The 26,476-nt window shown below is 64.3% G+C and carries 24 protein-coding genes; 10 read left to right on the forward strand and 14 right to left on the reverse strand.

Annotated features, from left to right (window positions below):
* Positions 1–76 precede the first annotated feature (76 nt).
* The 3 genes from coxB to ACIP9X_RS12865 are packed head-to-tail and all read left to right on the forward strand — an operon-like array spanning position 77 to position 3,079.
* Positions 77–949, forward strand: a complete 873-nt coding sequence (gene coxB / locus ACIP9X_RS12855) for a cytochrome c oxidase subunit II (RefSeq protein ID WP_400480124.1) — start codon at positions 77–79, stop codon at positions 947–949.
* A gap of 10 nt (positions 950–959) precedes the next feature.
* Entirely contained in the window at positions 960–2,681 is a 1,722-nt protein-coding gene (gene ctaD / locus ACIP9X_RS12860; RefSeq protein ID WP_400480125.1) for a cytochrome c oxidase subunit I, read from the forward strand.
* Positions 2,678–3,079 (forward strand): cytochrome c oxidase subunit 4, encoded by a 402-nt coding sequence (locus tag ACIP9X_RS12865; RefSeq protein WP_400480126.1) that lies wholly within the window; start codon positions 2,678–2,680, stop codon positions 3,077–3,079. Before ctaD ends, ACIP9X_RS12865 begins: the two co-directional genes overlap by 4 nt.
* Positions 3,080–3,176: 97 nt before the next feature.
* Here ACIP9X_RS12865 and ACIP9X_RS12870 read toward each other — a convergent pair whose 3' ends face one another.
* A complete protein-coding gene (locus tag ACIP9X_RS12870; RefSeq protein WP_400480127.1) occupies positions 3,177–3,494 on the reverse strand; it encodes an HPr family phosphocarrier protein in 318 nt (105 codons plus the stop codon).
* 164 nt (positions 3,495–3,658) lie between these two features.
* Here ACIP9X_RS12870 and ACIP9X_RS12875 point away from each other — a divergent pair, with 164 nt between their 5' ends.
* Positions 3,659–4,450 (forward strand): GntR family transcriptional regulator, encoded by a 792-nt coding sequence (locus tag ACIP9X_RS12875; protein WP_400480128.1) that lies wholly within the window; start codon positions 3,659–3,661, stop codon positions 4,448–4,450.
* Positions 4,451–4,630: 180 nt separating this feature from the next.
* Here the strand turns inward: ACIP9X_RS12875 and ACIP9X_RS12880 are convergent, their stop codons facing one another.
* The 4 genes from ACIP9X_RS12880 to ACIP9X_RS12895 all read right to left on the reverse strand — a co-directional run bounded on the left by ACIP9X_RS12880 (position 4,631) and on the right by ACIP9X_RS12895 (position 9,001).
* Positions 4,631–6,301: a cytochrome bc complex cytochrome b subunit gene (locus tag ACIP9X_RS12880; protein ID WP_400480129.1), complete on the reverse strand. Its 1,671-nt coding sequence runs from the start codon at positions 6,299–6,301 to the stop codon at positions 4,631–4,633.
* On the reverse strand, positions 6,279–7,349 hold the full coding sequence (locus ACIP9X_RS12885; protein WP_400480130.1) for a Rieske 2Fe-2S domain-containing protein: 1,071 nt from the start codon (positions 7,347–7,349) through the stop codon (positions 6,279–6,281). Before ACIP9X_RS12885 ends, ACIP9X_RS12880 begins: the two co-directional genes overlap by 23 nt.
* Positions 7,350–7,453: 104 nt before the next feature.
* Entirely contained in the window at positions 7,454–8,242 is a 789-nt protein-coding gene (locus ACIP9X_RS12890) for a c-type cytochrome (RefSeq protein ID WP_400480131.1), read from the reverse strand.
* A gap of 84 nt (positions 8,243–8,326) precedes the next feature.
* Positions 8,327–9,001, reverse strand: coding sequence for a heme-copper oxidase subunit III (locus ACIP9X_RS12895; protein WP_400480132.1), 675 nt, complete (start codon positions 8,999–9,001; stop codon positions 8,327–8,329).
* 112 nt (positions 9,002–9,113) lie between these two features.
* Here ACIP9X_RS12895 and trpD point away from each other — a divergent pair, with 112 nt between their 5' ends.
* Positions 9,114–10,172: an anthranilate phosphoribosyltransferase gene (gene trpD, locus ACIP9X_RS12900; protein WP_400480133.1), complete on the forward strand. Its 1,059-nt coding sequence runs from the start codon at positions 9,114–9,116 to the stop codon at positions 10,170–10,172.
* A 34-nt stretch (positions 10,173–10,206) separates the two neighbouring features.
* On the opposite strand, the gene ACIP9X_RS12905 is transcribed toward trpD, so the two are convergent.
* Genes ACIP9X_RS12905 through ACIP9X_RS12915 form a run of 3 tightly spaced genes read right to left on the reverse strand, consistent with a single transcriptional unit; the run spans position 10,207 to position 13,225 of the window.
* Positions 10,207–11,034: an ABC transporter ATP-binding protein gene (locus tag ACIP9X_RS12905; protein WP_400480134.1), complete on the reverse strand. Its 828-nt coding sequence runs from the start codon at positions 11,032–11,034 to the stop codon at positions 10,207–10,209.
* The gene (locus tag ACIP9X_RS12910) at positions 11,031–12,152 is read right to left on the reverse strand and encodes a FecCD family ABC transporter permease (RefSeq protein ID WP_400480135.1); all 1,122 of its coding nucleotides are present in this window, start codon (positions 12,150–12,152) and stop codon (positions 11,031–11,033) included. Before ACIP9X_RS12910 ends, ACIP9X_RS12905 begins: the two co-directional genes overlap by 4 nt.
* Entirely contained in the window at positions 12,149–13,225 is a 1,077-nt protein-coding gene (locus ACIP9X_RS12915) for a FecCD family ABC transporter permease (protein WP_400480136.1), read from the reverse strand. Before ACIP9X_RS12915 ends, ACIP9X_RS12910 begins: the two co-directional genes overlap by 4 nt.
* Before the next feature lie 126 nt (positions 13,226–13,351).
* Here ACIP9X_RS12915 and ACIP9X_RS12920 point away from each other — a divergent pair, with 126 nt between their 5' ends.
* Entirely contained in the window at positions 13,352–14,359 is a 1,008-nt protein-coding gene (locus tag ACIP9X_RS12920; RefSeq protein WP_400480137.1) for an ABC transporter substrate-binding protein, read from the forward strand.
* A 72-nt stretch (positions 14,360–14,431) separates the two neighbouring features.
* On the opposite strand, the gene ACIP9X_RS12925 is transcribed toward ACIP9X_RS12920, so the two are convergent.
* Positions 14,432–14,710: an Lrp/AsnC family transcriptional regulator gene (locus ACIP9X_RS12925; protein ID WP_400480138.1), complete on the reverse strand. Its 279-nt coding sequence runs from the start codon at positions 14,708–14,710 to the stop codon at positions 14,432–14,434.
* 62 nt (positions 14,711–14,772) lie between these two features.
* Positions 14,773–15,186, reverse strand: coding sequence for a DUF3054 domain-containing protein (locus tag ACIP9X_RS12930; protein ID WP_400480139.1), 414 nt, complete (start codon positions 15,184–15,186; stop codon positions 14,773–14,775).
* A 108-nt stretch (positions 15,187–15,294) separates the two neighbouring features.
* Between ACIP9X_RS12930 and ACIP9X_RS12935 the strand changes: the two genes are divergently transcribed.
* On the forward strand, positions 15,295–15,768 hold the full coding sequence (locus ACIP9X_RS12935) for a VOC family protein (protein ID WP_400480140.1): 474 nt from the start codon (positions 15,295–15,297) through the stop codon (positions 15,766–15,768).
* Here ACIP9X_RS12935 and ACIP9X_RS12940 read toward each other — a convergent pair.
* Together ACIP9X_RS12940 and ACIP9X_RS12945 are read right to left on the reverse strand one after the other, a co-directional pair.
* Complete coding sequence (locus tag ACIP9X_RS12940) at positions 15,765–16,802, reverse strand: LacI family DNA-binding transcriptional regulator (protein WP_400480141.1); 1,038 nt, start codon at positions 16,800–16,802, stop codon at positions 15,765–15,767. The two genes, ACIP9X_RS12935 and ACIP9X_RS12940, sit on opposite strands and share 4 nt — an antisense overlap.
* Before the next feature lie 135 nt (positions 16,803–16,937).
* Positions 16,938–18,386 carry a sugar porter family MFS transporter gene (locus ACIP9X_RS12945; protein ID WP_400480142.1) on the reverse strand — a complete coding sequence of 483 codons (1,449 nt, stop codon included), beginning with the start codon at positions 18,384–18,386 and terminating at the stop codon, positions 16,938–16,940.
* Positions 18,387–18,754: 368 nt separating this feature from the next.
* Here ACIP9X_RS12945 and ACIP9X_RS12950 point away from each other — a divergent pair, with 368 nt between their 5' ends.
* Together ACIP9X_RS12950 and ACIP9X_RS12955 are read left to right on the forward strand one after the other, a co-directional pair.
* The gene (locus ACIP9X_RS12950; protein ID WP_400480143.1) at positions 18,755–20,053 is read left to right on the forward strand and encodes a hypothetical protein; all 1,299 of its coding nucleotides are present in this window, start codon (positions 18,755–18,757) and stop codon (positions 20,051–20,053) included.
* Between the two features lie 181 nt (positions 20,054–20,234).
* A complete protein-coding gene (locus ACIP9X_RS12955) occupies positions 20,235–22,394 on the forward strand; it encodes a transglycosylase domain-containing protein (protein ID WP_400480160.1) in 2,160 nt (719 codons plus the stop codon).
* Here the strand turns inward: ACIP9X_RS12955 and ACIP9X_RS12960 are convergent.
* Complete coding sequence (locus ACIP9X_RS12960; RefSeq protein ID WP_400480144.1) at positions 22,391–23,188, reverse strand: GAF domain-containing protein; 798 nt, start codon at positions 23,186–23,188, stop codon at positions 22,391–22,393. The genes ACIP9X_RS12955 and ACIP9X_RS12960 overlap by 4 nt on opposite strands.
* Positions 23,189–23,526: 338 nt before the next feature.
* On the opposite strand from ACIP9X_RS12960, the gene ACIP9X_RS12965 reads away from it, so the two are divergent.
* Entirely contained in the window at positions 23,527–24,501 is a 975-nt protein-coding gene (locus tag ACIP9X_RS12965; RefSeq protein WP_400480145.1) for an SDR family oxidoreductase, read from the forward strand.
* A 50-nt stretch (positions 24,502–24,551) separates the two neighbouring features.
* Here ACIP9X_RS12965 and ACIP9X_RS12970 read toward each other — a convergent pair whose 3' ends face one another.
* Positions 24,552–26,315, reverse strand: a complete 1,764-nt coding sequence (locus ACIP9X_RS12970; protein ID WP_400480146.1) for a thiamine pyrophosphate-dependent enzyme — start codon at positions 26,313–26,315, stop codon at positions 24,552–24,554.
* Positions 26,316–26,476: the final 161 nt, after the last annotated feature.

The following is a 26,476-nucleotide window of genomic DNA, read 5'->3' on the forward strand; positions in this document are numbered from 1 at the left end:
TAGTAAAACTCTTTTCGTGTGCCCGGGACGACGAAGGCCGCCCGCAGGCAACAGCAACAAGTAGGAAGGGCCGTCTGTGAGTTCGCAGAACCGAACCGGCAGCCGACGCAAAAAGATCGCTAAGATCACTGGCTTGGCAACTGCCGGCGCGTTGGTTTTGACTGGATGTTCGCCATTGGTAGAGAAGGGGTGGCTTCCGACCGAGCGCGGGACCACCAGTAACACCGACCGGATCATGGACCTGTGGGTCAACTCATGGATTGCCGCGCTCGTAGTGGGCATCATTACCTGGGGCCTGATCGTCTGGTGCCTCGTTGCCTACCGGCGCCGCAAGGGCACTGTTGGTTTCCCGCGGCAGACCAGCTTCAACCTTCCTCTGGAAGTTTTCTACCTGACCATTCCGCTGTTCATGGTGCTGGTGTTCTTCTACTTCACCGACCGCGACCAGCAGGCGATCGATGACCGCTCGCAGCCGGCCGACGTCGTCGTTGATGTCCGCGGCAAGCAGTGGGCCTGGGACTTCAACTACAAGAAGGGCGAGGTCATCCAGGAAGACGTCTACGAAGCCGGTGTGCAGGCGCACCTGACCGGCGAGGCCGTCGACAAGGAAAAGCTCCCCACGCTTTACCTGCCCGTCAACAAGTCCGTTGATGTGGAACTGAATGCCCGCGACGTCATCCACTCCTTCTGGGTCCCCGCCTTCCTCCAGAAGCGCGACATGATCCCGGGCAAGACCAACTACATCCGGTTTACGCCCACCAAGGAAGGCACCTATGACGGAAAGTGCGCCGAACTCTGCGGCGAGTACCACTCCGAAATGCTTTTCCGCGTGAAGGTTGTCTCCGAGTCCGAATTCCAGGCGAAGATGAACCAGCTGCGCCAGGACGGCAACACGGGCCTGCTCGGCGAAGAGTATGACCGCAACCCGAGCCTGTCCGAATCGAAGTAAGGGGAGCGACGTGGCTACTTACACTCAATCCGCCGGGATCCTTGAAGCTCCCGTAGTTCCAAAGTCCAAGGGACGCATTGTAGTCAACTGGATCACCTCCACTGACCACAAGACCATCGGGTACATGTACCTGATCGCGTCCTTCGTGTTCTTCTGCCTCGGCGGCGTGATGGCGCTGCTCATCCGTGCCGAGCTGTTCGAACCCGGTATGCAGATCCTGCAGACCAAAGAGCAGTACAACCAGATGTTCACCATGCATGGCACCGTCATGCTGCTGATGTTCGCCACCCCGCTCTTCGCCGGGTTCGCGAATGTCATCATGCCGCTGCAGATCGGTGCCCCGGACGTCGCCTTCCCGAGGCTGAACGCCCTGGCATTCTGGTTCTTCCTCTTTGGCTCCACCATCGCGGTGTCCGGCTTCATCACCCCGCAGGGTGCGGCGTCGTTCGGCTGGTTTGCCTACGCGCCGCTGTCGAACACGACGTTCAGCCCCGGTGTGGGCGGTGACCTCTGGGTCTTCGGCCTGGCACTGTCCGGTTTCGGCACCATCCTTGGTGCGGTCAACTTCATCACCACCATCATCTGCATGCGGGCCCCGGGCATGACTATGTGGCGGATGCCGATCTTCACCTGGAACACCCTCGTGACGGCCATCCTCGTCCTGATGGCGTTCCCGCCGCTGGCCGCTGCCCTGTTTGCACTGGGTGCCGACCGCCGCTTCGGTGCTCACATCTTTGATCCGGAAAACGGCGGTGCCGTCCTGTGGCAGCACCTGTTCTGGTTCTTCGGCCACCCCGAGGTGTACATCATCGCGCTGCCGTTCTTCGGCATCGTCTCGGAGATCTTCCCGGTCTTCAGCCGCAAGCCGATCTTCGGCTACAAGGGCCTTGTCTACGCGACGATCGCCATCGCCGCTCTCTCGGTGACCGTGTGGGCGCACCACATGTACGTCACCGGCGCTGTGCTGCTGCCGTTCTTCGCGTTCATGACCATGCTCATCGCGGTCCCCACCGGTGTGAAGTTCTTCAACTGGATCGGCACCATGTGGCGCGGATCGCTGACGTTCGAGACCCCGATGCTGTGGAGCATCGGCTTCCTCATCACGTTCCTCTTCGGCGGCCTGACAGGCATCATCCTGGCTTCCCCGCCGCTGGACTTCCACGTCTCGGACTCCTACTTCGTGGTGGCGCACTTCCACTACGTGGTCTTCGGCACCGTGGTGTTCGCGATGTTCGCCGGCTTCTACTTCTGGTGGCCGAAGTGGACTGGCAAGATGCTCAACGAGCGCCTCGGCAAGATCCACTTCTGGCTGCTGTTCCTGGGCTTCCACGGCACGTTCCTCATCCAGCACTGGCTCGGTGTGGAAGGCATGCCCCGCCGCTACGCTGACTACATGATCGAGGACAACTTCACCTGGATGAACCAGTTCTCCACGATCTCCTCGTTCGTCCTGGGCGCATCCCTGATCCCGTTCTTCTGGAACGTGTACATCACGGCCCGCAGCAGCGAAAAGGTCCTCGTGGACGACCCCTGGGGCTTCGGGGCCTCTCTCGAGTGGGCCACGTCCTGCCCGCCGCCGCGGCACAACTTCACGTCGCTGCCGCGGATCCGCTCGGAGCGCCCGGCGCTGGACCTGCACCACCCTGAGCTCTCCCAGTCACACACCATTGAGTCACCGGCACCGGCAGCAGCTGTGCTCGGTAACGCCGATCAGAAGGACGCCTCGCAGTGAAGATCGAATCATGGATATTTGGAGCCGGAGTCTTCTTCTTCGTACCGGTCGCCCTGATTTACGGCTTCCTCACCAACTGGTCTGAGTGGGTTGGTGTCCTGGGCATCCTGCTCGTCGGCGGCCTCGCCGGCATGATCGGTGCCTACCTGGGCTTCACCGGCAAGCGGGTCGGGCTGCGTCCCGAGGACCGGGCGGATGCAGAGATCCACGAGGGCGCCGGCGAACAGGGCCACTTCAGCCCCTGGAGCTGGTGGCCGCTGGTGCTCGGTCTCTCCTGCGCAACGGGCTTCCTCGGCCTTGCTGTGGGTTTCTGGATCGTGTTCATCGCCGCGGGCATGGCGGTTGTGGCACTGATCGGCTGGGTGTACGAGTACAGCCGCGGCGACCACGCCCACTAGGCCTTCTGAACCGGCCGTACTGACGGCAGATATTACGACGGCGGGCCCCCACCATAAGGTGGGGGCCCGCCGTCGTCATTGGTGCCTTAGGTGCTTATTAAGGTGTTGCCGGGGCTTTTGGCGTCTGTGCTGCTTGTGCTGCCAGGAGTTCGGCAAGGCCGGCCAAGGCGTCCTCAGCCTCGCTGGGGGTACGGCCAGCCGGCAGGGCTTCCTCCGCGATTCCCAGTTCCACTTCACACCCGCAGTCGAAATCGGCGGTCATGACCTCGAGCAGGGACCGGGCATCCACGGCGTCGGTGCCGGCCTTGCTGATGGTCACCGGCAAGCCGGTCTCGGTCACGGCGCGGACGAATTCCGCCGCGGGGCGGGCATGCAGGCCGATGGCCGCTGTCACTATTGCCTTGCGTACTGGCAATGAATACTCCTCTATCCGGGCGGCGTGATGCCGCCGCCTGTAACACGTTCGCCCTTAAGAATATCCTCGCGACTCATCCGGCGGCGCCTGCACCGCCTCCTGGTCTAGACCTCCCGCCCAGTTGGCCTAATCTTGGAATGTGAACAATTTCAGCAGGAGCACGCATGGCTGCTAGTGCTGCGGCCATTGCCGGCGAGATCGACCGGAAAAGCGGCGTCCCCATCTACATCCAGCTCCGGGAAATCCTCCGGACGTACATCGCTACATCCTGCCCGCCGGGATCCGCCCTTCCTTCCGAGCGGGACCTCGCGGAGCGGTTCAGCCTTGCGCGCATGACAGTACGCCAGGCCATCGACGCTCTGGTGGGGGAGGAAGTCATTGAGCGTGTTGTCGGCCTAGGAACCTTCGTCAGGAAGCCGAAGCTGGACCTCCAGGTCAAGCTCACCTCATACAGCGAGGAGATGCAGCGGCGCGGCATGGTGCCTGCAGCAAAGGTGCTGAGCTTTGAGCAGATCGCCGCGAGTGCCTTCCTCGCCCGTGAACTGCAGCTGGAGGAGGGAACACCGCTGGTGCGGTTCAGGCGGCTGCTGCTGGCCGATAACGAGCCCATGAGTGTGGACGAGAACTTCATCCCGGCCCACCGCGTGCCCGGGCTCCTGGACGGGGAGCCGCCCACCTCGCTGTACAACGTGCTGAGCGAACAGTACGGCCTGGTGATGGAGTGGGGCGAGGACATGATTGAAGCCACCGCAGCCTCGCCCTCCACCGCCCGGCTGCTGAATGTCGAGATCGGGTCGCCCCTGCTGAAGATCCAGCGGCATGCGTTCGTCGCCCGGGCCATGGTGGACTATTCGGTGTCCTTCTACCGTGCTGACCGCTACAAGCTGTGGGTGCCGCTGCAGCGCCCAGGCGTCCGGCCCACGCGCAACTACGCCTCCGGGTACCGCAACGCCTGACCTGGCCCTCTAGAAAGGTCTGCAAACGGCCGCACGCCAGGTTCTGCTGCGTTGTATCCACGGCATGCGTGGCGGCCGCGCCGATGCAGAGGAATCCCGGTGCCAACGACAAAGGAAGCCCGGTCCCAAGGGGACCGGGCTTCCTTACATCAGCAGCCCGAAGAGCTGGAGAGGATGCTGCTAGTGGCTGAGGGTCTTCTGTCCCTCGCCGGCTTCAACGGCCTCGTGGTGGCCGTGGCTGGCTGCCAGCTCGGCAGGAGTCGCCGGGGCGACCCTGTCCTCGAAGAACCAGCGGGAGAGCGCTGCGCGGCGCTTTTCCTTCTTGGTGACGACGCCGTGCTCGTTCGGCTCGGCCGGCAGCGGAGCCGGCGACTCGAAGCCTACGAGCTTGTAGCGCTTGTACTCGTCGAGCGGAGCGTGAACCTCAATGAACTCACCGTGCGGAAGGCGCACGATACGTCCGGTTTCACGTCCGTGCAGGGCGATCTCACGGTCCTTCCGCTGCAGCGCCAGGGCCACGCGCTTGGTGACTACGAAGGCGATGATCGGGCCGAGGAAGAACAGCGCGCGCAGCCAGTACGTGACGTCGTTCAGGGAGACCATGAAGTGGGTCGCGATGAGGTCGGAGCTGGCTGCAGCCCACATGACGCAGTAGAACGTGAACCCAGCCATGCCGATCGCCGTCCGGGTGGGAGCGTTGCGCGGACGGTCCAGAACGTGGTGCTCGCGGTCGTCCTTGGTGATCCAGCGCTCGATCCACGGGTACATGAACAGGACGGTGAAGACGATGCCTGCCGGCACCAGGGCCGGAAGCAGGACGTTCAGCGTCAGCACGTAACCAAAGATGACGTACTCGAAGTGGAAGTCGCCAAGGACACCAGGCATCAGGCGCAGCGCACCATCAACCCAGCCGATGTACCAGTCAGGCTGGGTGCCTGCGGAAACCGGGGAGGGATCGTAGGGGCCGTAGTTCCAAATCGGGTTGATGGTGAAGAATGCGGCCATCAGCGCAATGACACCGAAGACGATGAAGAAGAATCCACCGGCCTTGGCAGCGTAGACCGGGCCAAGCGGGTAGCCGACGACGTTGTGGTCGTTGCGGCCCGGGCCGGGGTACTGGGTGTGCTTGTGCACGACCACCATGAAGAGGTGCAGGACGATCATCAGGAGGATCAGTGCCGGGACCAGCAGGATGTGGAGGACGTACAGGCGGCCGATGATCATCGTGCCCGGGAACTCCCCGCCGAAGAGGAAGAAGGAGATGTACGTGCCGATGACGGGAATGGACTTGATCACGCCGTCGATGATGCGCAGGCCGTTACCGGACAGCAGGTCATCGGGGAGCGAGTAGCCGGTGAAGCCGGCAGCCATGGCCAGGATGAGCAGGACGCCGCCCACCACCCAGTTCATTTCACGGGGCTTGCGGAACGCGCCGGTGAAGAACACGCGGAGCATGTGCACGGCGATGGAGGCCACGAACAGCAGGGCTGCCCAGTGGTGGACCTGGCGCATGAACAGGCCGCCGCGGACGTCAAAGGAGATGTCCAGCGAGGAACTGTACGCCACCGACATTTCGACGTTCTTCAGCGGGGTGTACGAGCCGTTGTAGTGCGTTTCGGCCATGGACGGGTCGAAGAAGAACGTCAGGAACGTTCCGGAGAGCAGCAGGATGACAAAGGAGTACAGTGCCACTTCGCCGAACATGAAGGACCAATGGTCCGGGAACACCTTGCGGCCGAATTCGCGGAGAATTCCGGAGCCGCCGACACGTGCATCGACGAAGTCGGTTACGCGTCCGACCTTGGTGTTGGCTACATAAGCGGGGGCTTTAGCTGTTGATGCTGCGCTCATGCTGATCACGCTCCCAGTAACTTGGTCCTACGGGTTCTTTGAAGTCGCTGGTAGCGACCAGGTAACCCTCGTCATCAACTGCGATGGGCAGCTGGGGGAGAGGGCGGCTGGCGGGGCCGAAGATGACCTTGCATTCCTGGGTGAGGTCAAAGGTCGACTGGTGGCACGGGCACAGCAGGTGGTGCGTCTGCTGCTCATAAAGGGCAACGGGGCAACCGACGTGGGTGCAGATCTTGGAGTAGGCAACGATGCCGTTGTAGCCCCAGTCCTCACGGCCCGCGGAAGGGTTGAGCTTTGCCGGGTCGAGGCGCATGAGCAGCACGACGGCCTTGGCCTTCTCGTTCAGCTTGCCTTCATGGAGATCGTTGAGGCCTTCCGGGATGACGTGGAAGGCGGAGCCGATAGTGACATCCGAGGCCTTGATGGGCGTGCCGTCGGGGTCACGGGCGAGGCGCTTGAGCTTGTCGCCCTCGGGTGCCCACAGGGTGTGGGCGAGCTTGTCATCGGGGCGGGGACCCAGGTCGCCGAACACCGCGAGTGCCGGCAGCGGGGCAAGTGCCACAGCGCCGAGCAGGGTGTTGCGGATGAGGGGGCGGCGCTTGATGCCGGTTTCCTCAACGATGTCATCGACGATCCGGACAGCTGCCGCGCGGTCATCCTCTTCGCGGATGGCGTGGCGCTCTTCGGAGACCTCGTGGTCCGGCATGAGGGCCTTGGCCCAGTGTACGATGCCGGTGCCGATGCCGAGCATGGCAAAGGCCGTTCCCAGGCCCAACAGGGCATTCTGCAGCCTGATGGTGGCGATCGTGGAGTCATCGCCCAGATCGATGGCGAAATACGCCACCAGGAAGATCACGGTGCCAACGACCGACGTGCCGAACAGCGCGGCTACCTGCCGTTCTGCTCGCTTTGCGGCCTTCGGGTCCGTGTCAGCCAGGCGCAAACGATGCGGAGGAATTCCAGGGTCCTGGAACTTCTCCACCTCATTCTGACCAGCCGTAGCTACGGTGCCCGAGTGGATCGGACTGCCGTCACTATGGTTGCCCATGATTCGCCTCATCCTTCTCTCGTCTCGGCGGTGCCGAGTTAGTGTTCAATTTCAAACCCGCTGAAACGGTCAGCAGGACATTTCTTTGGTGCGGCCTGCGCGTCCTAGGACGTGCGGGACGTCAGCCAGATGGTGAAGGCGATGATGACGCCAAGGCCTGCAATCCAGACAAAGAGGCCTTCGGACACCGGGCCGAGGGCTCCAAGGTCAGCGCCGCCGGGGGAGCCGGTGCTCTCGATCTGCTTCAGGAACGTGACGATGTCGCGCTTGCCTTCGGGGGTGATGTTGGAGTCACTGAATACCGGCATGTTCTGCGGACCGGTCGCCATTGCCTCGTAGATGTGCTTGCCCGAAGTGTCGGCCAGGGCCGGAGCGAACTTGCCGCGGGTCAGTGCGCCGCCGGCTGCCGCAGCGTTGTGGCACATGGCGCAGTTGGTGCGGAACAGCTCGCCGCCCTTGGCTGCGTCACCCTGTTCGTCCAGGAGGGCAGCTTCGGGGATGGCCGGGCCGGCGCCCAGGGAGGCGACATAGGCCGAGAGCTGGTGGGTCTGCTGCTCGTTGAACTGGGCAGGCTTCTCGTATGCCTGGGGGCCGTTCATCTGCATGGGCATGCGGCCGGTACCAACCTGGAAGTCGACGGCAGCGGCGCCGACACCTACCAGGGACGGACCGTCTTGCGTACCGCCGGCACCCATGCCGTGGCAGGTGGCGCAGTTGGCTTCGAAGAGCTTTTCGCCTTCCTCGACATCACTGGCGCTGAAGTTGGTGGTGCTGGCCTTCGCCTCGTTGACGGTGGTGGCAACGGCGTACAGCCCACCAGTGAGGAGGAGGCCCATCAACAGCAGCGCAATGGCTGCCAGTGGGTGACGTCGCTTCTGCGAGAGTGCCTTCACGTGGTGGTTCCTTTATTCGATCGTGCGTCGGCTCCGGGAGCCGCTTCTTGAAAATCAGTCTCTTGTGGAAGAGCCAAGTCTTGATTACTTGAGGACATAGATGACCAGGAAGAGGCCAATCCAGACGACGTCCACGAAGTGCCAGTAGTACGAGGTGACGATCGCCGAGGTTGCCTCGAAGTGACCGAACTTCTTCGCGGCGAAGGAGCGGCCCATGATGAGGAGGAATGCCACGAGGCCGCCGATGACGTGCAGGCCGTGGAAGCCGGTGGTCATGTAGAAGGCCGAACCGTAGGCGTTGGACGAGAGCGAGACGTGCTCGGAGACGAGCATCGCGTACTCCATCGTCTGGCCCGCCACGAAGAAGGCGCCCATGAGGAACGTCAGGGTGAACCACTCGTTCATGCCCCAGCGGGTGAACTGCAGCGGACCGCCGCTGCGTCGCGGCTGGAGCCGTTCCGCGGCGAAGACGCCCATCTGGCAAGTGAAGGAGCTCGCCACTAGGACGATCGTGTTAACGAGCGCAAAGGGGAAGTTGAGCTTGGCCGTCTCTTCAGCCCACATCTGTCCGGAAGTGGACCGGAGCGTGAAGTACATGGCAAAGAGACCGGCAAAGAACATCAACTCGCTGGACAGCCAAACTACGGTTCCGACGGAAACCATATTGGGGCGGTTCAGCGTGGGGTGCGCCGGGGTACTGGGGGCATGGGTCGCAGATGTCACATAGACATTATGTCTGTAAAACTCCGTCCTGCCCAACGCAAACCGCCTTTTGCGGGGACTTTTTCTACAAAGACGCGAAATCGCGCAGAAAAGTTCCGGGATGGGTTCACATTGGTCTTTGGAAGCCGCGGCTCGATAGCATCGGGAGGTGACTTCACAGGTATCGGCACAGGCGGCGGGTAACACTTGGCCGCGTCTCATCTCCGCCCTGATTGACGGCAAGGACCTGACGGCGGACAGCACGGCCTGGGCCATGGGCACCATCATGTCGGGCGAGGCCACACCTGCGCAGATCGCCGGTTTCCTTGTGGCGCTGCGGGCCAAGGGTGAAACGGTGGACGAGATTGCCGGCCTGGTTGAAGCCATGGTGGCCCACGCCAAACCCATCGCCATCTCCGGCGAGAAGCTGGACATCGTGGGCACCGGCGGTGACCAACTTAACACTGTGAACATCTCCACCATGGCGGCGCTCGTCTGTGCGGGAGCGGGCGCCAAGGTGGTCAAGCACGGCAACCGCGCGGCGTCGTCATCTTCCGGTTCGGCGGATGTGCTGGAGGCGCTCGGCGTCCGTCTGGACCTGCCCATCGAGGGTGTGGCGCGCTGTGCCGAAGAGGCCGGAATCACGTTCTGCTTTGCCCAGGTGTTCCATCCGTCCTTCCGCCACACCGCTGTTCCCCGGCGTGAACTTGCCGTCCCCACCGCCTTCAACTTCCTTGGCCCGCTCACCAACCCCGCCAGGGTGCAGGCTTCGGCGGTCGGCGTCGCCAACGCGCGCATGGCCCCGCTGGTGGCCGGCGTGCTGGCCAAGCGCGGCAGCCGCGGACTCGTGTTCCGTGGCAGCGACGGGCTGGACGAGCTGACCACCACCGGTCCGTCAACCGTGTGGGAGATCCGAGACGGCGAAGTCACCGAACACCTCTTTTCGCCGGCGGAGCTCGGGATCCGTCAGGCGACGGTGGAGGAGCTCCGGGGCGGGGACGCCCAGGCCAACGCCGCCGTCGTCCGCGACGTGCTCGACGGCGCGGCGGGGCCGGCGCGGGACGCCGTCCTGCTTAACGCCGCCGCCGGCCTCGTGGCCTTTGACCTTCAGGCGGAGGGAACGCTGGCCGAGCGCATGCAGCGCGGCCTGGAACGGGCTGCCACGTCGATTGACTCAGGCGCGGCCGCCGCGGTCCTCGAGAAATGGGTCGGCCTGACCCAGGCATAGCCCGCCGCCGCTCAGCCTTGGCTCAAGGGAGCCGCTAATTCGCCCCCACCGGCACAGTTGCCGGGTGCCCGAGCGGGATGACGTGGGGTCGGCCGTCGGTGGGCTCGTTCACCACCTGGGCGTCGAGCCCGAACACGTCCCGCAGCAGCCGGGGCGTGACCACGTCGGCCGGGGCTCCCTGCGCCACGATATTCCCGTCCTTCATGGCCACGATGTGGTCCGAGTAGCGGGCGGCCAGTGAGATGTCGTGCAGCACCATGACAACCGTCCTGTTGTGCCTGCGGTTCAGCCGGCGCACCAGTTCGAGGACGTCCACCTGGTGGGCGAGGTCAAGGTACGTCGTGGGCTCGTCCAGGAGGATGATTCCGGTCTCTTGCGCCAGGGTCATGGAGATCCAGGCCCGCTGCCGCTGGCCTCCGGAGAGATCCTCCAGGGGTGTGTCCGCCAGCTCTGCGATGTCGGTGGCCCGAAGGGCGTCGTCCACCACCGTTTGATCCTCCAGCGAGAACTGCTGGTACCACTTCTGCCGGGGGTGCCTGCCGCGGGAGACCAGGTCCGCCACAGTGAGTCCGGAAGGCGCAGTGGGCGTCTGCGGGAGGATGCTGATCCGGGTGGCGATATTCCGCGTGGACTGTTTGCCCAGCGGCACGCCGTCCAGCAGCACGTCGCCGGAACGCGGCGTGAGGAGTCTGCCAAGGCCCCGGAGGAGGGTGGATTTGCCGCAGCCGTTTGGACCAATGATTGAGGTGACCTGCGCCTCCGGGACCGTCAAAGACAGGTTGTGGATGATGCTGGGGCCGTCGTAGCCCAAAGTCAGGTTCTCGGCCCGCAGCACTGCCGTCGGTTCCGTGGAATTCTTCAACTCAGCCTCCGCTGGTACTTCAGGATCAGATGGATCAGGAACGGCGCGCCGAGAACGGCGGTGGCGACGCCGACCGGCAGGGGCGCGCTGAGCGCGTTGGCCGAAATGGTGTCGGCCAGCAGGACGAACACAGCCCCGACCAGGGCTGACACGCCAACCGGGGGAACGACGCCGGCCGTCAGGGATCTGGCGATCTGGGGGCTTGCCAGTGCCACGAAGGCCACTGGACCGGCCGTGACGGTGGCGACTGATGCCAGCAGTACTGCAATGCTCAGGACGGTCAGCCGCACAGCGCCAATACGGGTGCCGAGGCCGACGGCGGTGTCCTCGCCGAAGCTTGTCAGCAGCAGCCACCGGCCGCTCACGACGGCGGCTGTGATGAGTACTGCGGCGCTCAGTGCCATCGGCTGCACCGTGGTCCAGTCTTTGCCGTTAAGTGAGCCGGTCATCCAGGTCAGAGCCTGCGCGGCGCTGGTGACATCACCCAGTGTCAGAATCCATGTGGTGAGGCTGGCCGCGAAGCCCGAAATCCCCAGCCCGGCGAGGACCAGCCGGTAGCTGTCCAGGCCCCGCCGGTAGGCGAGCAGATAGACCGCGACCCCGCTGAGGATGCCTGCAGTGAGCGCGGCGGCCGGCATGCCCACGGTGGCAGCGATCCCGCTGAGGCCTGCATGTCCTCCGCCTGCGATGACCAGGACGGCCACTGCGCCGAGCGATGCTCCTGCTGTCACGCCTAGCAGGTCCGGGCTGGCAAGGGGGTTACGGGCAACGGTCTGGGTAATGGCGCCGGCCGCGGCCAAGCACGCTCCGACGAGCACCGCAGCCACCATGCGGGGGGCCCGGAACTCAGTGACGGCCAGGTATGTCCGGGGGCTGGATGCGTCGCCGAACAGTGCCCGAAGGACGTCCGGATACGGCAGTGGGGTTCCGCCAAAGGCAGTGTGCAGCGCCATTGCTGCGACCAGTCCGGCCGTCAGCAGGGCAGCCACCACCATCAGCCGCAGGTTCAGCCGAATGGAGACAGGACCCAGCCGCAGAGCCCGGATGGAGGCAGCGCTGCTCTGTACTGTTCGGGTCCGCTGTTCGCCGGGCCGCTGCCCGCCGTCGATCACCGTCATAGTGTCGCCAGCCTGCGCCGGCGGGCCAAATGGACGAAGAAGGGGGCGCCCACCACGGCGAGGACCACTCCCACAGACAGTTCGCCGGGGCGGGCTATGACCCGGCCAGCCGTGTCGGCCAGCAGCAGGAGCGTCGCCCCGGTCACTGCCGACAGCGGAATCAGCCAGCGGTAGTCCGGCCCGGTCAGGGCGCGGGTGATGTGGGGGACAAGCAGGCCGGCGAAGGCAATGGGGCCGGCCATCGTAACCGCTGAACCGGCAAGGAGGGTGACGGCGGCAATGCCGGCGGCCCGCGCCCCGAACACGGAGATACCCAGGGCGACGGCGGTATCCGCGCCGAGGGCGAGCGCATTCAGGGACCGGATGTTGAGCAGGGCCAGAACCGCCCCCAGGCAGATGAAGGGCCAGATCACTGCCAGCACATCGCTGCGTCCCGCCAGGGAGCCGACCTGCCAGAACCGCAGCGTCTCCAGGGCCTGGTCGTTGAGCAGGACTATTCCGGCCACCAGGCCCGAACACAAGGCCGTCACCGCGGCCCCGGCCAGGACCAAGGTCACCGGGGTAGCGCCGTGCCGGGCAGCCGATCCGATGGCAAAAACCAGGATGCTGGCGGCAAGGGCGCCGACAAAGGCAAGTAGCGCCTGGGTCAGCGCAGGCACCTCACCAGCTAAAGCCGTAACGGCCACGATGGCCAAGGCGGCCCCCTGGTTGATTCCCAGCAGTCCCGGATCGGCAACAGGGTTGCGCGTATGCCCCTGAATCAGGGCTCCTGCCAGCCCGAGGCAGACGCCGGCGCACACCGCCAGGACGGTCCGTGGCCATCGGAGTTCGCGCACCGTGACATCCATCACCGAGCCGTCCGGGGTGAACAGCGCGTGCCAGACCTCCTGCAGGGAGGACGGCTGCCCTCCGATACATGTGCTCAGGACGGCCGCGGCGAACAGCGCCGCCGCGGAGGCCGCCAGCCACCGCAGGCGTGACCGGCTGCCGCGGTGCGCTCTTCGCGCAGGCGGAAACGGTGATTCCGTCCGCACCGGCACAGCCGGAGCATCGGCCGGATCCAGTATTTTCACGTGGTCCTTCTATTACGTCAGTCATGTGTGATCTATTTCGCCAAACCCTGCTACAGTCTACGGCAGACCTAGGTAAGCCTTGCCTAATAAGTCGATCTCCCCGTCACATTGTTTGAAAGCGACACAGTGAAAACACGCATCCTCAAGACATTCAGCGCCGCCGCCGCCGGCCTCACGCTGCTCGCCACGGCCGCCTGCGGTTCCCCCGCAGCCAGCACGGCATCGAGCACGTCCGCGCCCGCACAGTCGGCCGGATACCCGCTGACCATGGAACACACCATGGGTTCCACGACGATTGAGTCAACTCCCAAGCGGGTCGTAGCGCTGGATCCCAGCTACATCGACGCGGCTCTCCTGCTGGACGCAGACCTCGTCGGCTACGTGCAGTACCGGCAGGACCCGAAAGCACCGTTCGCGCCGTACCTCGGCGACGTCGCCGAGGCCACGAAGGAATCGGTAAACGTGGGCACCCTGGCCGAACCGAACCTGGAAAAGATCCTCGAACTGCAGCCGGACCTCATTGTTTCAGCGAAGGTGCGCCACGAGGCCCTCTACCCGCAGCTGTCCAAGATCGCGCCCACGATCTTCTCCGAGAGCACCGGGCCCACCTGGAAAGAGAACGTCGTGTTCCTCGGCGAGGCGCTCGGCAAGAAGGTCAAGGCCGAAGAACTCGTCAAGGCTTACGAGGACAGGGCGCAGAAGGTCGGGGCTGAGATCCTCAAGAAGCAGCCGGACGCGACGTACTCGTTGGTGCGCTTCACCGGGGGAGACACTGCCCGCCTGTACTCGTCCAACTCCTTCATCGGCGAAATCATGACGGACATGCGCATCCCGCGCCCCAAGGACGCCCCGGACTCTACCGAGGAAATTTTCGTCCCGCTGTCGGCTGAGCAGATCCTGCAGGGGGACGCCGGTTTGGTCATGGTGAGCGCGTTTACGCCTGCCGGCCCTGAGGGTGACAAGGCACGCGCGCAGCAGAAGGCTTTCGAGTCCAACCCGCTCTGGAAGCGGCTGAAGGGTGACGTTGTCGCCGTCGACGACGGAACGTTCCTCGCCTCGGTGAGCATCCAGGGTGCCCACGCGGTCATCACAGACCTCGCCAAGCACTACGGCGTGGACCCGCACCTGCCGTAACAGATCAAAAGCGGCGGCCGGCGGAACTGATACAGGTTCCGCCGGCCGCCGCTTTTTTCGTGCGCGCGCCGCCTACTCGAATCCAAGCGAGAACGCTGCGTCCAGATCGTGCTGGGAGTACGCGCGGAAAGCAATGTGTGTGGTCGTGTGCACCACTGCAGGAACCTTTGAGAGTTTGTCGGCAATGACATCAGCAAGTTCATCGTGCTGCGAGACACGGGCAACCGCGATCAGGTCCCACTCGCCGGTGACGGAATACACCTCGCTGATGCCCGGAATGGCGGAGATTTCTTCGGCCGTTTCGGGGATGCGGGAAGCGTCGGTTTTGATCAGGACGAATGCGGTGACCACTGGTAATCCTTCCGGATCGTTGCGCTCCGGCAGAGCGGTATGCCTGCCGTGGTGCCAGCCTATTACATCAGGCCTTGGCGCCGTGACCGGCGAAGGCGCAGGATTCCCAGCACGAGCAGGCGGTAGCCAAGGAGCAGCACTGCGAGGCTGATCAGCGCCACGATGACGAACGGCAGCACCACCGTCTGCCCCGTCGCCGCCCGCAGAGCCATGCCGATCCCAACGGCGCCGAGCCATACAGCCACGCCTGCCGGCCACACTGCCAAGGGTCCTCGCCAGAGCCGCAGGGCAACCCAGCTGACGGCGGCACCTGCAAGGAAGGGCCACGCCGTCAGCAGGACGCCGGTAAGGACGTCGCCGCGGGCGTGGGCGTCACGGCCAATGGCGGCGAACAGCATGATGAGCAGGGCATCCGCCGCCGCGGCGCCGGCGATGGCGGCCACCGGCCGCGGGGCGGAATTCTCAGTCGAAGGCATAACTTCGAGCCTAGCTTCTTCCGCCGCCGGCGTTTGAAGGCTACGCTCAACCGGCACGGTCGGCAGTGCAGCTGACCGGCTTCGAAGGATTCGGGGAGAGGGAGCAGCATGCAGAAGATCAACGCCTGCCTTTGGTTCGACAACCAGGCGGAAGAGGCCGCCGAGTACTACGTCTCCGTCTTTGACAATGCCAAAATCACAGGCATTTCGCGCTTCGGGGAGGGCGCACCCGGCCCGGCGGGCCAGGCCATGGCGGTGGAGTTCGACCTTGAAGGCCAGAAGTTCCAGGCACTGAATGGCGGGCCGGCGTTCTCCTTTACAGAGGCAGTGTCCTTCGTGATTGACTGCTCCTCCCAGGATGAGGTGGACCGGTACTGGAATGCACTGAGCGACGGCGGAAGCGAGGGCCGGTGCGGCTGGCTGAAGGACAGGTACGGGGTCTCGTGGCAGATCGTCCCGTCAGCGCTCGGCGAACTGCTCGGCGGGCCCGATTCCGCCGGTTCCCAGCGTGCCATGCAGGCGATGCTGGACATGAAGAAACTGGACATAGCCGAGCTGCAAAAGGCGTACGACGGCGGCTAGTCCCCATCTGCTGAAGGGCGCGCGGCAGGTGCGGTGGTTTTCCGGACGACCAGTCGCGGCTTCAGCCTTTCGTTGCGCTGCGGCCGCGCGGGCTCGGCCATGCGGTCCAGGAGCAGGTGTGCGGCCCTGACGCCCACGTCACGGCTCACTGGATCCACTGTGCTCAACGACAGGTGGCCCATGGCGGCAAGGTACGTGTTGTCGTACCCGACAATTGAGAGTTCTCCAGGAACGTCAATCGACCTGGCGTTGGCGGCGGCCAGGGCGCCCACGGCAAGGATGTCGTTGGTGGCGAAAACCGCTGTCGGTGACTTGCCGCCGTCGATCAGCCTGCCCAGAGCCTCGTAACCGGCCTGCTCAGTCATGTCCGTTTGCAGCACCCGGATGTACTCCTGCAGTCCGTGGCGCTCCATCGTCTCCCGATATGAGGCCGCCCGGACAGCAGCCGGGCCTGTGGGGGCTGTCAAGAAGGCTATGTCCCGGTGCCCCAGCCCGATCAGGTGTTCGACAGCCTGGCGCGCGCCATCGGCGTCGTCGTTGGACACGCGGTCCGCAGCCGGGAGCTCGAGGGCCCGGGCTCCGACCACCACTGCCGGCGTATGCGTGGCCGCGCGTGTGAGGTCATCGTCGGCCCGGATCTCACCCGCGATGACAAGCCCGTCAACGCGCATTTCCATGAAGGGGGAAACCGGGCTTTCCCCAGGGCGGGCGAGGTAGCGGGGGTCTCCGAGCACCATCCGCAGGTTTCGTTCCCCAAGCACGGACTGCAGGCCGTCGAGCAGATCGACGAACCAGGGGTTGGCCAGGTCGTCGAGCAGAACTCCAACGATGCGCGTCCGTCCACTGGCCAGCGAACGGGCGGCATTGCTGGGCCGGTAATCCAGTGCTGCCACCGCGTCTGCAACTGCCTGCCGTTTGGGTTCGCTGACCTTCGGCGAGCCCCGCAATACCAGCGAGACCAGGGCGCGGGAAACACCGGCCTCCCGCGCAACGTCTTCTATAGTGGGGCGCCTGGCTGCTCCCTGACTGTTCACTTCGCTCCCCGGCACTGGCCACTTCCTGCGGCAAGCGTACCGCGGAAGGACCGGCGGGCCTGGGAGGCCCGCCGGTCCATCCGCGGTCTGCCGGCTGCTACCGGCCGCTGTGACTCACGTCTTCCGCGATGCCTGTTACGGCGTTGTCGCCTTTTCCCCGGAAGCGGCAGGCGACGCGATGACAGGCAGGCTGCCGGTGCGGAAGTGCACTTCCAGTTCTTCCAGCGAATGACCCTTCGTTTCCGGGACGAACTTAGCCACGAAGACGAGCGAAACAATGTTGACGAGCACGAAGACCGTGAAGGTGCCCGTCGAACCCAAAGCGACCACCAGAATCGGGAACAGGAACGAGATGGCAGCGTTGACCGTCCACAGGGCGAAGACCGCGATTCCCATGGCGAAACCGCGGATGGCCAGCGGGAAGATCTCCGAGAGGAGCAGCCAGACGCAGGTGCCGATGAAGCACTGCACGAAGGCAACAAACAGCATCATGGCGGCGAGGATGGTGTAGCTGACCACGTCTGACTGCGGCAGCATGAAGACGACGGCGAGCAGCGCCTGGGAGGCGACGACGCCGGAGAAGCCGATGACCAGCATCCGCCGGCGTCCGACGAAGCCCAGCAGCCAGATGCCCAGAATGGTCATCAGCACTGATGTCAGGCCTACTGCCACGGTTGCGACCAAAGATGCGCTGACTCCCAGTCCGCTGCGCTCGAGGATCGACGGTGCATAATAGTTCACGGTGTTGATGCCCGTGGCCTGTTGGACCACGGCGAGACCGATGCCGATCCACAGCAGCTTGCGCATCCACGGATTCTCCTTCAGGTCGCGCCACGCATGGGAGCGCTCGTTACGTGCGGCAGTGGCGGCCTGAACGATTTCCTTGTACTCAAAGTCTGCCTCTTCCGGGCTGCGGCTCAGGTCCAGGATGCGGCGGCTGTCAGCGAAGCGGTCCCGGATGGCAAACCAGCGGGGTGATTCGGGCAGGATCAGCATGCCGATCAAGAGCGCAATGGCGGGTATCGACGCAACGCCCAGCATGAGTCGCCAGACCTCCGAGTCATGGATGAGGGCGTCCAAAAGGGCGTTGATGGCGAAGGCGAGCATCTGGCCCGTCACGATCATGAGTTCATTAATGGTCACCATGCGGCCGCGCAGGTGGGCCGGCGCCATCTCTGCCAGGTAGAGGGGGCAGGTTACGGCTGCTGCACCAACACCCAGGCCGAGAATGACACGGGCCACGATCATGAAGCCAACGTTCGGGGCGACTGCGCAGCCTACGGCGCCGATGAGGAAGAGGAACGCGCACACCAGGAGGCTGCCGCGGCGTCCGAGCCTGTCGGCGAGGCGCCCTCCGCTGAGGGCGCCAACAGCGGCACCCGGGAACAGGAGGGCGCTGACCACGGTGGCTTCTTCGACCGGCGTCATGTTCAGCGAGTCCTGCATGTACAGCAGCGCGCCGGAAATCACACCCGTGTCGTAGCCGAAGAGGAGTCCGCCGAGAGTGGAGATGACTGTGAGACGGGCAAGATACCCGCGATGCTTTGAGCCCGATGCTGGAGGGCGTGCTGCATGCAACGACATTGTTGACTTCCTTGGATCGGTGGGCCGGAACGCATGGCCGTGAATGGGGGATTCCTGCAAGTGCGCAAGGTCACGTGCTATCCAGATTAGAGCGCTCTAATTGGGTCGTCAAGACTTTGTGCTGACATTCTGTCAATCCAGGCAAGCCCCCTTATTTGGGTGGGGACCTCATATGACTCCAAGGTCACTGCAAGGTTTTCAAAACCTCGCGGCAGGAGGATTAAGCATGTTTCCGATCCCGCACGAGGCGGGCTACATCGCAGTTCCCTGGGTGTTGACCCCGAGTTGGACTGGGCCTTCCCTGATCCCGGACGGTCGCCTTGCACCGGCCGGAAGACTTTCTCCGGCCAAGAGAAACAAGAATAAAGATGAAACCAACCCTTCGCTGGCTTAGCCGGCTGCTCGTCCTGTCCCTTGCCGTCGCGGGAAGTGTTCTGGGGGTTGCGGGCAGCGCCCAGGCAGCCACCGTGGGCACGCCCAGCATCACGTACTCCGGTGTTGTGAATCCTCCGACGGCGGATAAACCGCAGAGCAAGTTGTGGTGGAACGGCGGCTCCTGGTGGGCGAACATGTGGACCACCGGCAGGGGGTGGAGCATCTACCGCCTGAACCGGAACACCAACACCTGGGTGGATACCGGGGTGCGCAGTGACAGCCGGGCCAGCACCTCCTCGGACACCCTCTGGGACGGCACGCACCTGTACATCGCCTCGAACGTGGTGACCTCCGGTGCCTCGGCGAGCGGGCAGCCGGCGCGCCTGTACCGTTACAGCTACTCGAACGGGAAGTACTCGCTGAGCCGCGGCTTCCCCACCACCATCTCGAACAACAGCAGCGAGACGCTGACGATTGCTAAGGACTCCACCGGTGCGCTATGGGCGACCTGGACCCAGGTGTCAGGGACCACCAGCACCGTGTTCGTGAACAAATCCGCCGCCGGCGGCACCAACTGGGGCAGGCCGTTCGTCGTGCCCGGGGCGCCGGATGCGCACCCGACGCCGGATGACGTGTCCGCCGTCGTTGCCTTCCAAGGCGACGAAATCGGGATCATGTGGACGGACCAAGGGACCGGGACTGCATGGTGGGCGACCCACGATGACGAGAAAAACGCGAGGAACCCCGGCTCGTGGAAGGTGAAGGAAGCCATCAAGGGAAGGAAGCGGGTCGATGACCATCTGAACATCAAGACGCTGCAGTCCGATCCCAGCGGCCGGGTTTACGCCTCGGTAAAGACCAGCTTGAATGACGGCTCGTCCGATCCAAACCTGGCCCAGGAGCTGTTGCTGGTGTTCCGGCCCGGCACCGGATCGTTCCGCCAGACCACGATCGCCCGCACCGGGGACTGCGTCACCCGTCCGCAGATCATGCTGGACACCGAGAACAACCTCGTAAGGGTCTTCCACACGGCTCCGCATTCGTCGGTCCGCGGCTGCAACGTCTCAGGTGAGGCGGGCAGCATCTACGAAAAGACTGCGTCCATGGACAACCCTGTCTTCAGGGCCGGGCGCGGCACACTGGTGATCGAGGGCGCCACGTCGACCAAACTCAACAACGTGACCAGCACGAAGCAGAGCGTGAACGCCACCACCGGCATCGTGGTGATGGCCACCGACAACACCAACAAGCGCTACTGGTTCTCGAACCGCAGCCTCAAACCAGCAGGGTGAACCTGGGCTAATACCTCCCATCCTGTAAGGAAAGAGGATCAGCCGGCTCTTCGGCACCTCGTGCCGGAGGGCCGGTTTCTTCCGGCCCGTTATTCTTGCCTCTTCTTGCCCATGAGGTATCTGGATCGCCCGCAGGGTACGGCGTATCGTAGTGTCACGTCGGATGAGGTGAGCTCTAATGATGGCAAGAAAGCGCCAGTCATCCCGATTGCGCAGCTTCGTAGCAAGGATGCTCGGGTTCGTGGTCCTGAGCAGCTTCTGTGGCGTCCTGGTGGCCGCCTACCTGGTTCCGCAGGTTGCGTTGGCCGGCACCACCCTCAGGAGCTCGATCACCTATTTCAACAGTCTGCCCACGGAACTCGCGGTGTCGCCGCCGTCGCAAACCACGCGGCTGGTGACGGCAGACGGAAAGCTGATCGCCACATTTTACGAGGAAAACCGCGTGCGCGTTCCGCTGAAGACGATGTCGCCGTTCATCAAGGACGCCATCGTTGCCATCGAGGACAGCCGTTTCTACGAGCACAATGGAGTTGACCCGCAGGGCATTCTCCGGGCGCTGACAACCAACCTGGCCCAGGGGGAGCGGCAGGGCGCGTCGACGCTGACCCAGCAGTACGTGACCAATGTGGCGAATGAGGCCAGGATCTCCGCAGGGCGCGAGGAGCAGGTGATCCTCAGCGGGCAGAAGAACGTGGCGGACAAGCTGCGCGAGATGCGTCTGGCCCTTGCGCTGGAGGAGAAGTTCAGCAAGGACCAGATCCTTGAGGGCTACCTCAACATTGTTTTCTTCAACCGCAGCGCCTACGGCATCGAGGCGGCGTCCCAGTACTTCTTCAGCGTTCCGGCAAGCAAGCTGACACTGCCCCAGGCAGCACTGCTGGCCGGCCTGGTCAACAGCCCCAGCCTCTACGATCCCGTGGCGAACCCGGATAACTCGGTCCAGCGGCGCAACCAGGTCCTGAAGGCGATGCTTGAGCAGCGCAAAATCAGCCAGAGCCAGCATGACAAGGCATTGGCTACCGGCATCGGTCTGAAAATTAAGCCCTCCAAACAGGGCTGTGCCGCTGCGGCAATGGCGCCCTATTTCTGCGACTACGTTGCACAGCTGTTCCTCAACAACCCGGCCTACGGTGCCGACAGGCAGGCGCGGGAACAGAAGCTGCTGCGGGGCGGACTGACAATCACCACCACGCTCGACAGCCGGCTGCAGGCCGCAGCGCAGTCACAGGTCAACGCGACGGCCGGGGCGAACCCCACAAAATGGGGTGCCTCCCTGGTTTCGATCCAGCCGGGGACAGGCAAGATCCTTTCCATGGCCCAAAATACGGTGTTCCTTCCGCAGCCCGGTAAGTTCGATACGCAGCTCAACTTCAACGTGCAGTCCAAGGACACCAGCGGCAACGATTTGAACGGTGCGGGCGGCTTCCAGCCGGGATCCACCATGAAGCCGTTCACCTTCGCGGAATGGCTGCACCAGGGAAAGACCCTGACCACGGTGGTGGACGCCTCCAAACGGGAGTATCCGCTGGGATTCCGCTGGCGGTCCTCCTGCGGGAAGGTCATTGGCGGCTACAGCAGCAAGCAGCGGGCGGCGGGCCTCGAGACGGCGGACGATCTGCAGAACGCCGACGCAGGCTACTACCGGAAGATGCCGGCTGATTACGGACTGTACAACTCCATCAATACTGCGACCTTCGCGGAAGCGGCGCAGCTGGACTTCTGCGGCATTCAGAAGATGGTGGACGCGGTGGGCCTCCACAGCGGACTGGACGGCGACCGGATCAACATGCACCAGCTCGGCAACCTGTTGGGTGCCACGGCAGTTGCACCGCTGACCATGGCCAACGCCTTCGCCACCTTCGCCGCGGACGGCCGCTACTGCCAACCCATATCCCTTACCCGCATCGCCGACCGTGCCGGCAAGCAGCTGCCGGTCCCCGAGACCAAGTGCCGCGACGCTGTGGATCCGAAGGTGGCCCGGGGTGTGAACGCCGTCCTGCAGGACACCCTGAAGAAGGGCTCCGGGGTCTATATCAAACCAGAGGTTCATGACCGCATGCCCGCTGCGGCCAAGACCGGGACGAATAACATCAACAGCGCCACCTGGGTGGTGGGTTACACCACGGGAATGGCTACCGCCTCCTTCTTCGGCGACACGCTTGAAGGCCAGAGCCGGCCCGGCAGGAACCTCAATGTCAACGGAAAGGTCTACAACCGCATCGACGGGTACATGATCGCCGGTCCCCAGTGGGCAAACTACATGCTGAAGGTGGGCAAAATGTACCCGGCCAAGGCCTTCCCCAAGCCCCCCGCATCCGTTGTCGGCAAACGGACAAGCTAGCTTGGGCGGTGAGCCTGCCTTTTCCGCCCGGCTGCGCGGCCGCCCTTTGCCGTGCCGGTCGCGGTCGGACGGCCTCCGCCGTCGTGAGTCAGCCCTGGACCCGGCAGGACAGTTGCGATGCCCGCGTCCGGAAGAGCGGAGGCCCGGTTCTGGACAACGTCCTGTAAATACCGGACTGCAGTGTCACGGCTGAACCCGTACTCCCGCATCAAGGACCACACCGCAAGGTCCACCAAAGAAAGCGGGCTCTGAACGGCAGTTGCCTCCGCCCGCTGCGCCAGCTGCAGCAGGAGCTGGATGGCAGCGGCAATCCGCCGGGCACAGGCGGCGGCGCCGGCTATATCGTCGCTCGTAAAGGCATGGGGGGCCGGCGCATAGAGCGTGAGCGCGGCGCCGATCTCGCCGCCCACCATCACGGGAACTGTCAGGAGGGAGGCGGCGCCGTGTCCGACCAGGAAGGTGGCATAACCTGGCCACCGCCGCTCCGTGGCCGCATCGGCTATATGGACAAACTCACCGGAACGTATCGCGGCACGTACCGGCCCGTCGTCGAACGAGCCGTGAAGGGCGTCCACCTGGCGGGCGTCCGCTGAACCGGACACCCAGGTCCGGATCGTTTCGCCGCCTACCAGCGCGACGGCCCATAGCACTTCGCGTGACTCGTCGCCGATGGAGTGCGCAAACTCGTGCAGGGCATCACGGAGGAAATTCTCCACATCGGGAGTAGCCAGAACCGCAACAGGAAAAGCGGCCGGAATCCCGGGCCCGGTATTGGAAGGGGAAGCTTCAGCCATGCTCCACGTCCAGCAGATAGCCGCGCCGGCTTGCTGCTAAACCCGTAGCACAAGCATACGTCAGCCGGCGTCGATGGTCTTGGGATAGGCGGCCATGACCGCCGCTGACAGGACCCATACAACTCCGGTGACCGCGACGGTAAATGCGCCGCCAAGTCCGGACGCGGAGGCAGCCAGGGCTGCGCCGCGCGGGCTGAGGGGGCTGCGAGGACGCGGCGAGCGCCGCCTCCCTGCCGTTGTCGCACGCCTATACGGTGGGTACCATCACAAACTAAGCCTGCTTATTGCTTCTTGCGGCCCAACGCCTGTAGAGATTCCGCGAAGAAATGGGGAAGCGCATGCGACTCGAAAACTCTGTTGTCGTTATCACGGGCGCGTCGAGCGGCATCGGCCGTGCCACGGCCCTGCATCTGGCGGGCAAAGGCGCCCGGCTCGTGCTGGCGGCCCGCGGAGAAAAGGCGCTCCGGGCGCTGGCAAAGGAATGCCGAAAGCGGGGCGGGACGGCTATCCCTATCACCACCGACGTGACCGATCCCGAGGCCATGGAAGCCCTGGCTTCCCGCGCCGTGGAGGAGTTCGGGCAGCTCGATGGCTGGGTGAACAATGCGGCGGTGTCCGTTTTCGGGCGGCTGACGGAGGTTCCGCTTGAGGACTTCCGGCGGGTGCTCGATGTCAACATCAACGGCTATGTCCACGGAGCCCGGGCTGCCCTGCCGCACATGCAGGCCCAGGGCTCCGGGGTGCTCATTAATGTGGCATCGATAGTGGGGGAGATTTCCCAGCCCTACACAGCTGCCTACTCCATGTCGAAGGCGGCAGTCCGGGCGCTCGGGGTCAGCCTCCGGTCAGAACTCCGGCTGGACGGGATAACAGGTGTCAAGGTCTGCACCATCCTGCCGGCGGCGATTGACACGCCTTTCTTCCAGCACGCGGCCAACTACACCGGACGCCGGGTGGTCGCCATGCCCCCGGTTTACACTGCGGCGCGCGTGGCCCGGACAATAGCGGATGTGCTCAAGAAGCCGCGCCGGGAAGCAGTGGTAGGTCCGGCAGGCCGTTACCTGGTGCTGAAACACAGGATCTTTCCCGGCCTCGTCGAGCATGTCATGGCCGTCCAGGTGGACAGGACGCACTTGTCCAGGAAGCACGATGCGCAGGACTCCCCGGGGAACCTGTATCAACCGTCAAACCGGATACGGGCGGCGTCGGTGCGCGGCGGATGGCACGGCGCCCGCCGGACGGCAAAGCGCCGGGCCTTTGCTGCTTTGGCCGCCGCGGCTGTCGTGGTGGCCCTTAAGAACCGGATGCGGTGACGCGTCGATCGCGACGACGGCGGGAGGACCCGCCGTCGTCCGCCGCTCTGTCAGGTGGTGGTGGAGTATGCCTTGACCCGCTGTTCCACGACAAGGTGGATGAGGGCGAAGACGCCGTCCTTATCGATAGCGGTCAGGGCCGCGTTGAGGGCCGCCGGAACGTCCTTGTCCTCGGTGACAGTGACGCCGAAACCGCCAAAAGCCTTTGCCATCAGTCCGAAGTCCGGATTCCTCAGTTGCGTGCCGGACACACGGCTGGGGTAGTGCCGCTCCTGATGCGTGCGGATGGTGCCGTACTCCTGGTTGTCCATAACAATGACCAGCGGGGTGGCACCGTACTGGGCAGCGGTGGCGAGTTCCTGGCCATTCATGAGGAACTCCCCGTCGCCGGCGATGGTCACCACCCGGCGCTGTGGTTCCGCAAGGGACGCCGCGATGGCGGAGGGGATCGAGTAGCCCATTGAGCCGTTCCGGGCGCTGATCATCGAAGCATAGCGGCGGGTGGGGAAGTACCGGTGGGCCCAGTTGGTGTGCTCGCCAGCTCCGAACGTCACCAGTGCGTCCTCTGGCAGTTCGGGAACCAGGTTTGCCATCAGCGTGTCCATCCTTGCCTGGCTGGCAGCGGGAGCGGACGGGGGGAGCGCGGCAAACGATTCCTGCTCAGCCCTCATCCGGCCTGTCCATGCTTTCCATTCCTCCTTCACCGGCAGGTCGATCTCCGCCAGGTCGCGGACAAACGCCTCCGGTTTCGCCAGGATCTGGCGCGAGACGGGACCTGAACGGCCGCGCAGGGAGGGGTCGATAGTCACGAGGAAGTTCTTCTTGCTCCAGTCCTGCCGGCAGACGAATCCGTCCGTAATCACGTCTCCCGGCACGGTGCCCACAAATACCAGGAGATCGGTTTCCTCGAGCAGGTCATATGTGGGGCGCGGGCGGCCATACCCAATGGGGCCAACATAGGACGGGGAATCAAAGGAAACGGTTCCCTGGGTGCGCCACTCCGCGGCAGCGGGTATCCGGTGCCGCTCCAGCCACGCGGTCAGCTGGTCGGCCGCCGACTGGGTCCAGTCGTTGCCGCCCGTCACAAAAAGCGGCTTGACAGACTCGGCCAAGGCGGCCTTCAAGGCCTCGGTGTCCCTGCTGCTCATGCCGCCGGCAGCCACCGGGATAGCAGGGTGCAGCTCCGGGCCAATCTGCTGCCGGATGATGTCCTCGGGCAGGCCCACGACTACTGGCCCGGGACGTCCGCTCATCGCCGCAAACATCGCCTCGGCCACGACCTCGGATGCCCGCTCCGCATGGTCGAGTACCATGACCCTCTTGGCGCCGGTGCCGAACCAGGCCTTAATATCGAACTCCTGGAACGCCTCGCGGTCCCGGTGTGCGAACGGGATCAGACCGACGAACAACAGCATCGGCGTCGAATCCTGCCATGCCGTATGCAGCCCGACGTGCGCGTTGGCGGCGCCAGGCCCCCGGGTGACCATTGCTACGCCGGGACGCTGGTTCATTTTTCCGTCGGCCTCGGCCATGTAGGCGGCGCCGCCCTCGTGCCGGCAGACTACGGTCTCGATGTCCGAGTTGTGCAGCCCGTCCAGCACGTCCAGGAAACTTTCACCGGGAACTACGTAGGTTCGCTCCACGCCATGGGCCGCGAGCGAGTCTACGATCACGTGCCCGGCGGATTTCAGAGGCGGGCGGTGTGCTTCGACTTCGCCAGCGGATCGGCCCTGTTGGAGATGCGGTTCGTGGGGCCGCCCATTGTGGGAAGGGATGTCAGATGCGATCAAAGTGGACTGGGGCTCTGTTGTCATGTGCTTTCTTTGGCTGGTCGGCGGACTGGGTTTGTGATGATGCGGGTCTTTATCTGACGGGTGTCGGGTTGGCGACGACCGGGGACATGCCGGTGAAGCCGTCGCGGGTTTCGGCGATGTCGTGGATCTGCTTGCGGCAGGCGTACCAGCCGGCGACCATG

The sequence above is a fragment of the Arthrobacter sp. NPDC093125 genome (assembly GCF_044754225.1).
Taxonomy (GTDB): Bacteria; Actinomycetota; Actinomycetes; order Actinomycetales; family Micrococcaceae; genus Arthrobacter.

Excerpts from the sequence above, each read along its gene's own strand:
- ACIP9X_RS12875 (WP_400480128.1), top strand. The coding sequence starts at position 3,659 with ATGGCTGCTAGTGCTGCGGCCATTGCCGGCGAGATCGACCGGAAAAGC.
- ACIP9X_RS12880 (WP_400480129.1), bottom strand. The coding sequence starts at position 6,301 with ATGAGCGCAGCATCAACAGCTAAAGCCCCCGCTTATGTAGCCAACACC.
- ACIP9X_RS12885 (WP_400480130.1), bottom strand. The coding sequence starts at position 7,349 with ATGGGCAACCATAGTGACGGCAGTCCGATCCACTCGGGCACCGTAGCT.
- ACIP9X_RS12910 (WP_400480135.1), bottom strand. The coding sequence starts at position 12,152 with ATGACGGTGATCGACGGCGGGCAGCGGCCCGGCGAACAGCGGACCCGA.
- ACIP9X_RS12930 (WP_400480139.1), bottom strand. The coding sequence starts at position 15,186 with ATGCCTTCGACTGAGAATTCCGCCCCGCGGCCGGTGGCCGCCATCGCC.
- ACIP9X_RS12935 (WP_400480140.1), top strand. The coding sequence starts at position 15,295 with ATGCAGAAGATCAACGCCTGCCTTTGGTTCGACAACCAGGCGGAAGAG.
- ACIP9X_RS12945 (WP_400480142.1), bottom strand. The coding sequence starts at position 18,386 with ATGTCGTTGCATGCAGCACGCCCTCCAGCATCGGGCTCAAAGCATCGC.
- ACIP9X_RS12950 (WP_400480143.1), top strand. The coding sequence starts at position 18,755 with ATGAAACCAACCCTTCGCTGGCTTAGCCGGCTGCTCGTCCTGTCCCTT.
- ACIP9X_RS12955 (WP_400480160.1), top strand. The coding sequence starts at position 20,235 with ATGGCAAGAAAGCGCCAGTCATCCCGATTGCGCAGCTTCGTAGCAAGG.
- ACIP9X_RS12960 (WP_400480144.1), bottom strand. The coding sequence starts at position 23,188 with ATGGCTGAAGCTTCCCCTTCCAATACCGGGCCCGGGATTCCGGCCGCT.
- ACIP9X_RS12965 (WP_400480145.1), top strand. The coding sequence starts at position 23,527 with ATGCGACTCGAAAACTCTGTTGTCGTTATCACGGGCGCGTCGAGCGGC.
- ACIP9X_RS12970 (WP_400480146.1), bottom strand. The coding sequence starts at position 26,315 with ATGACAACAGAGCCCCAGTCCACTTTGATCGCATCTGACATCCCTTCC.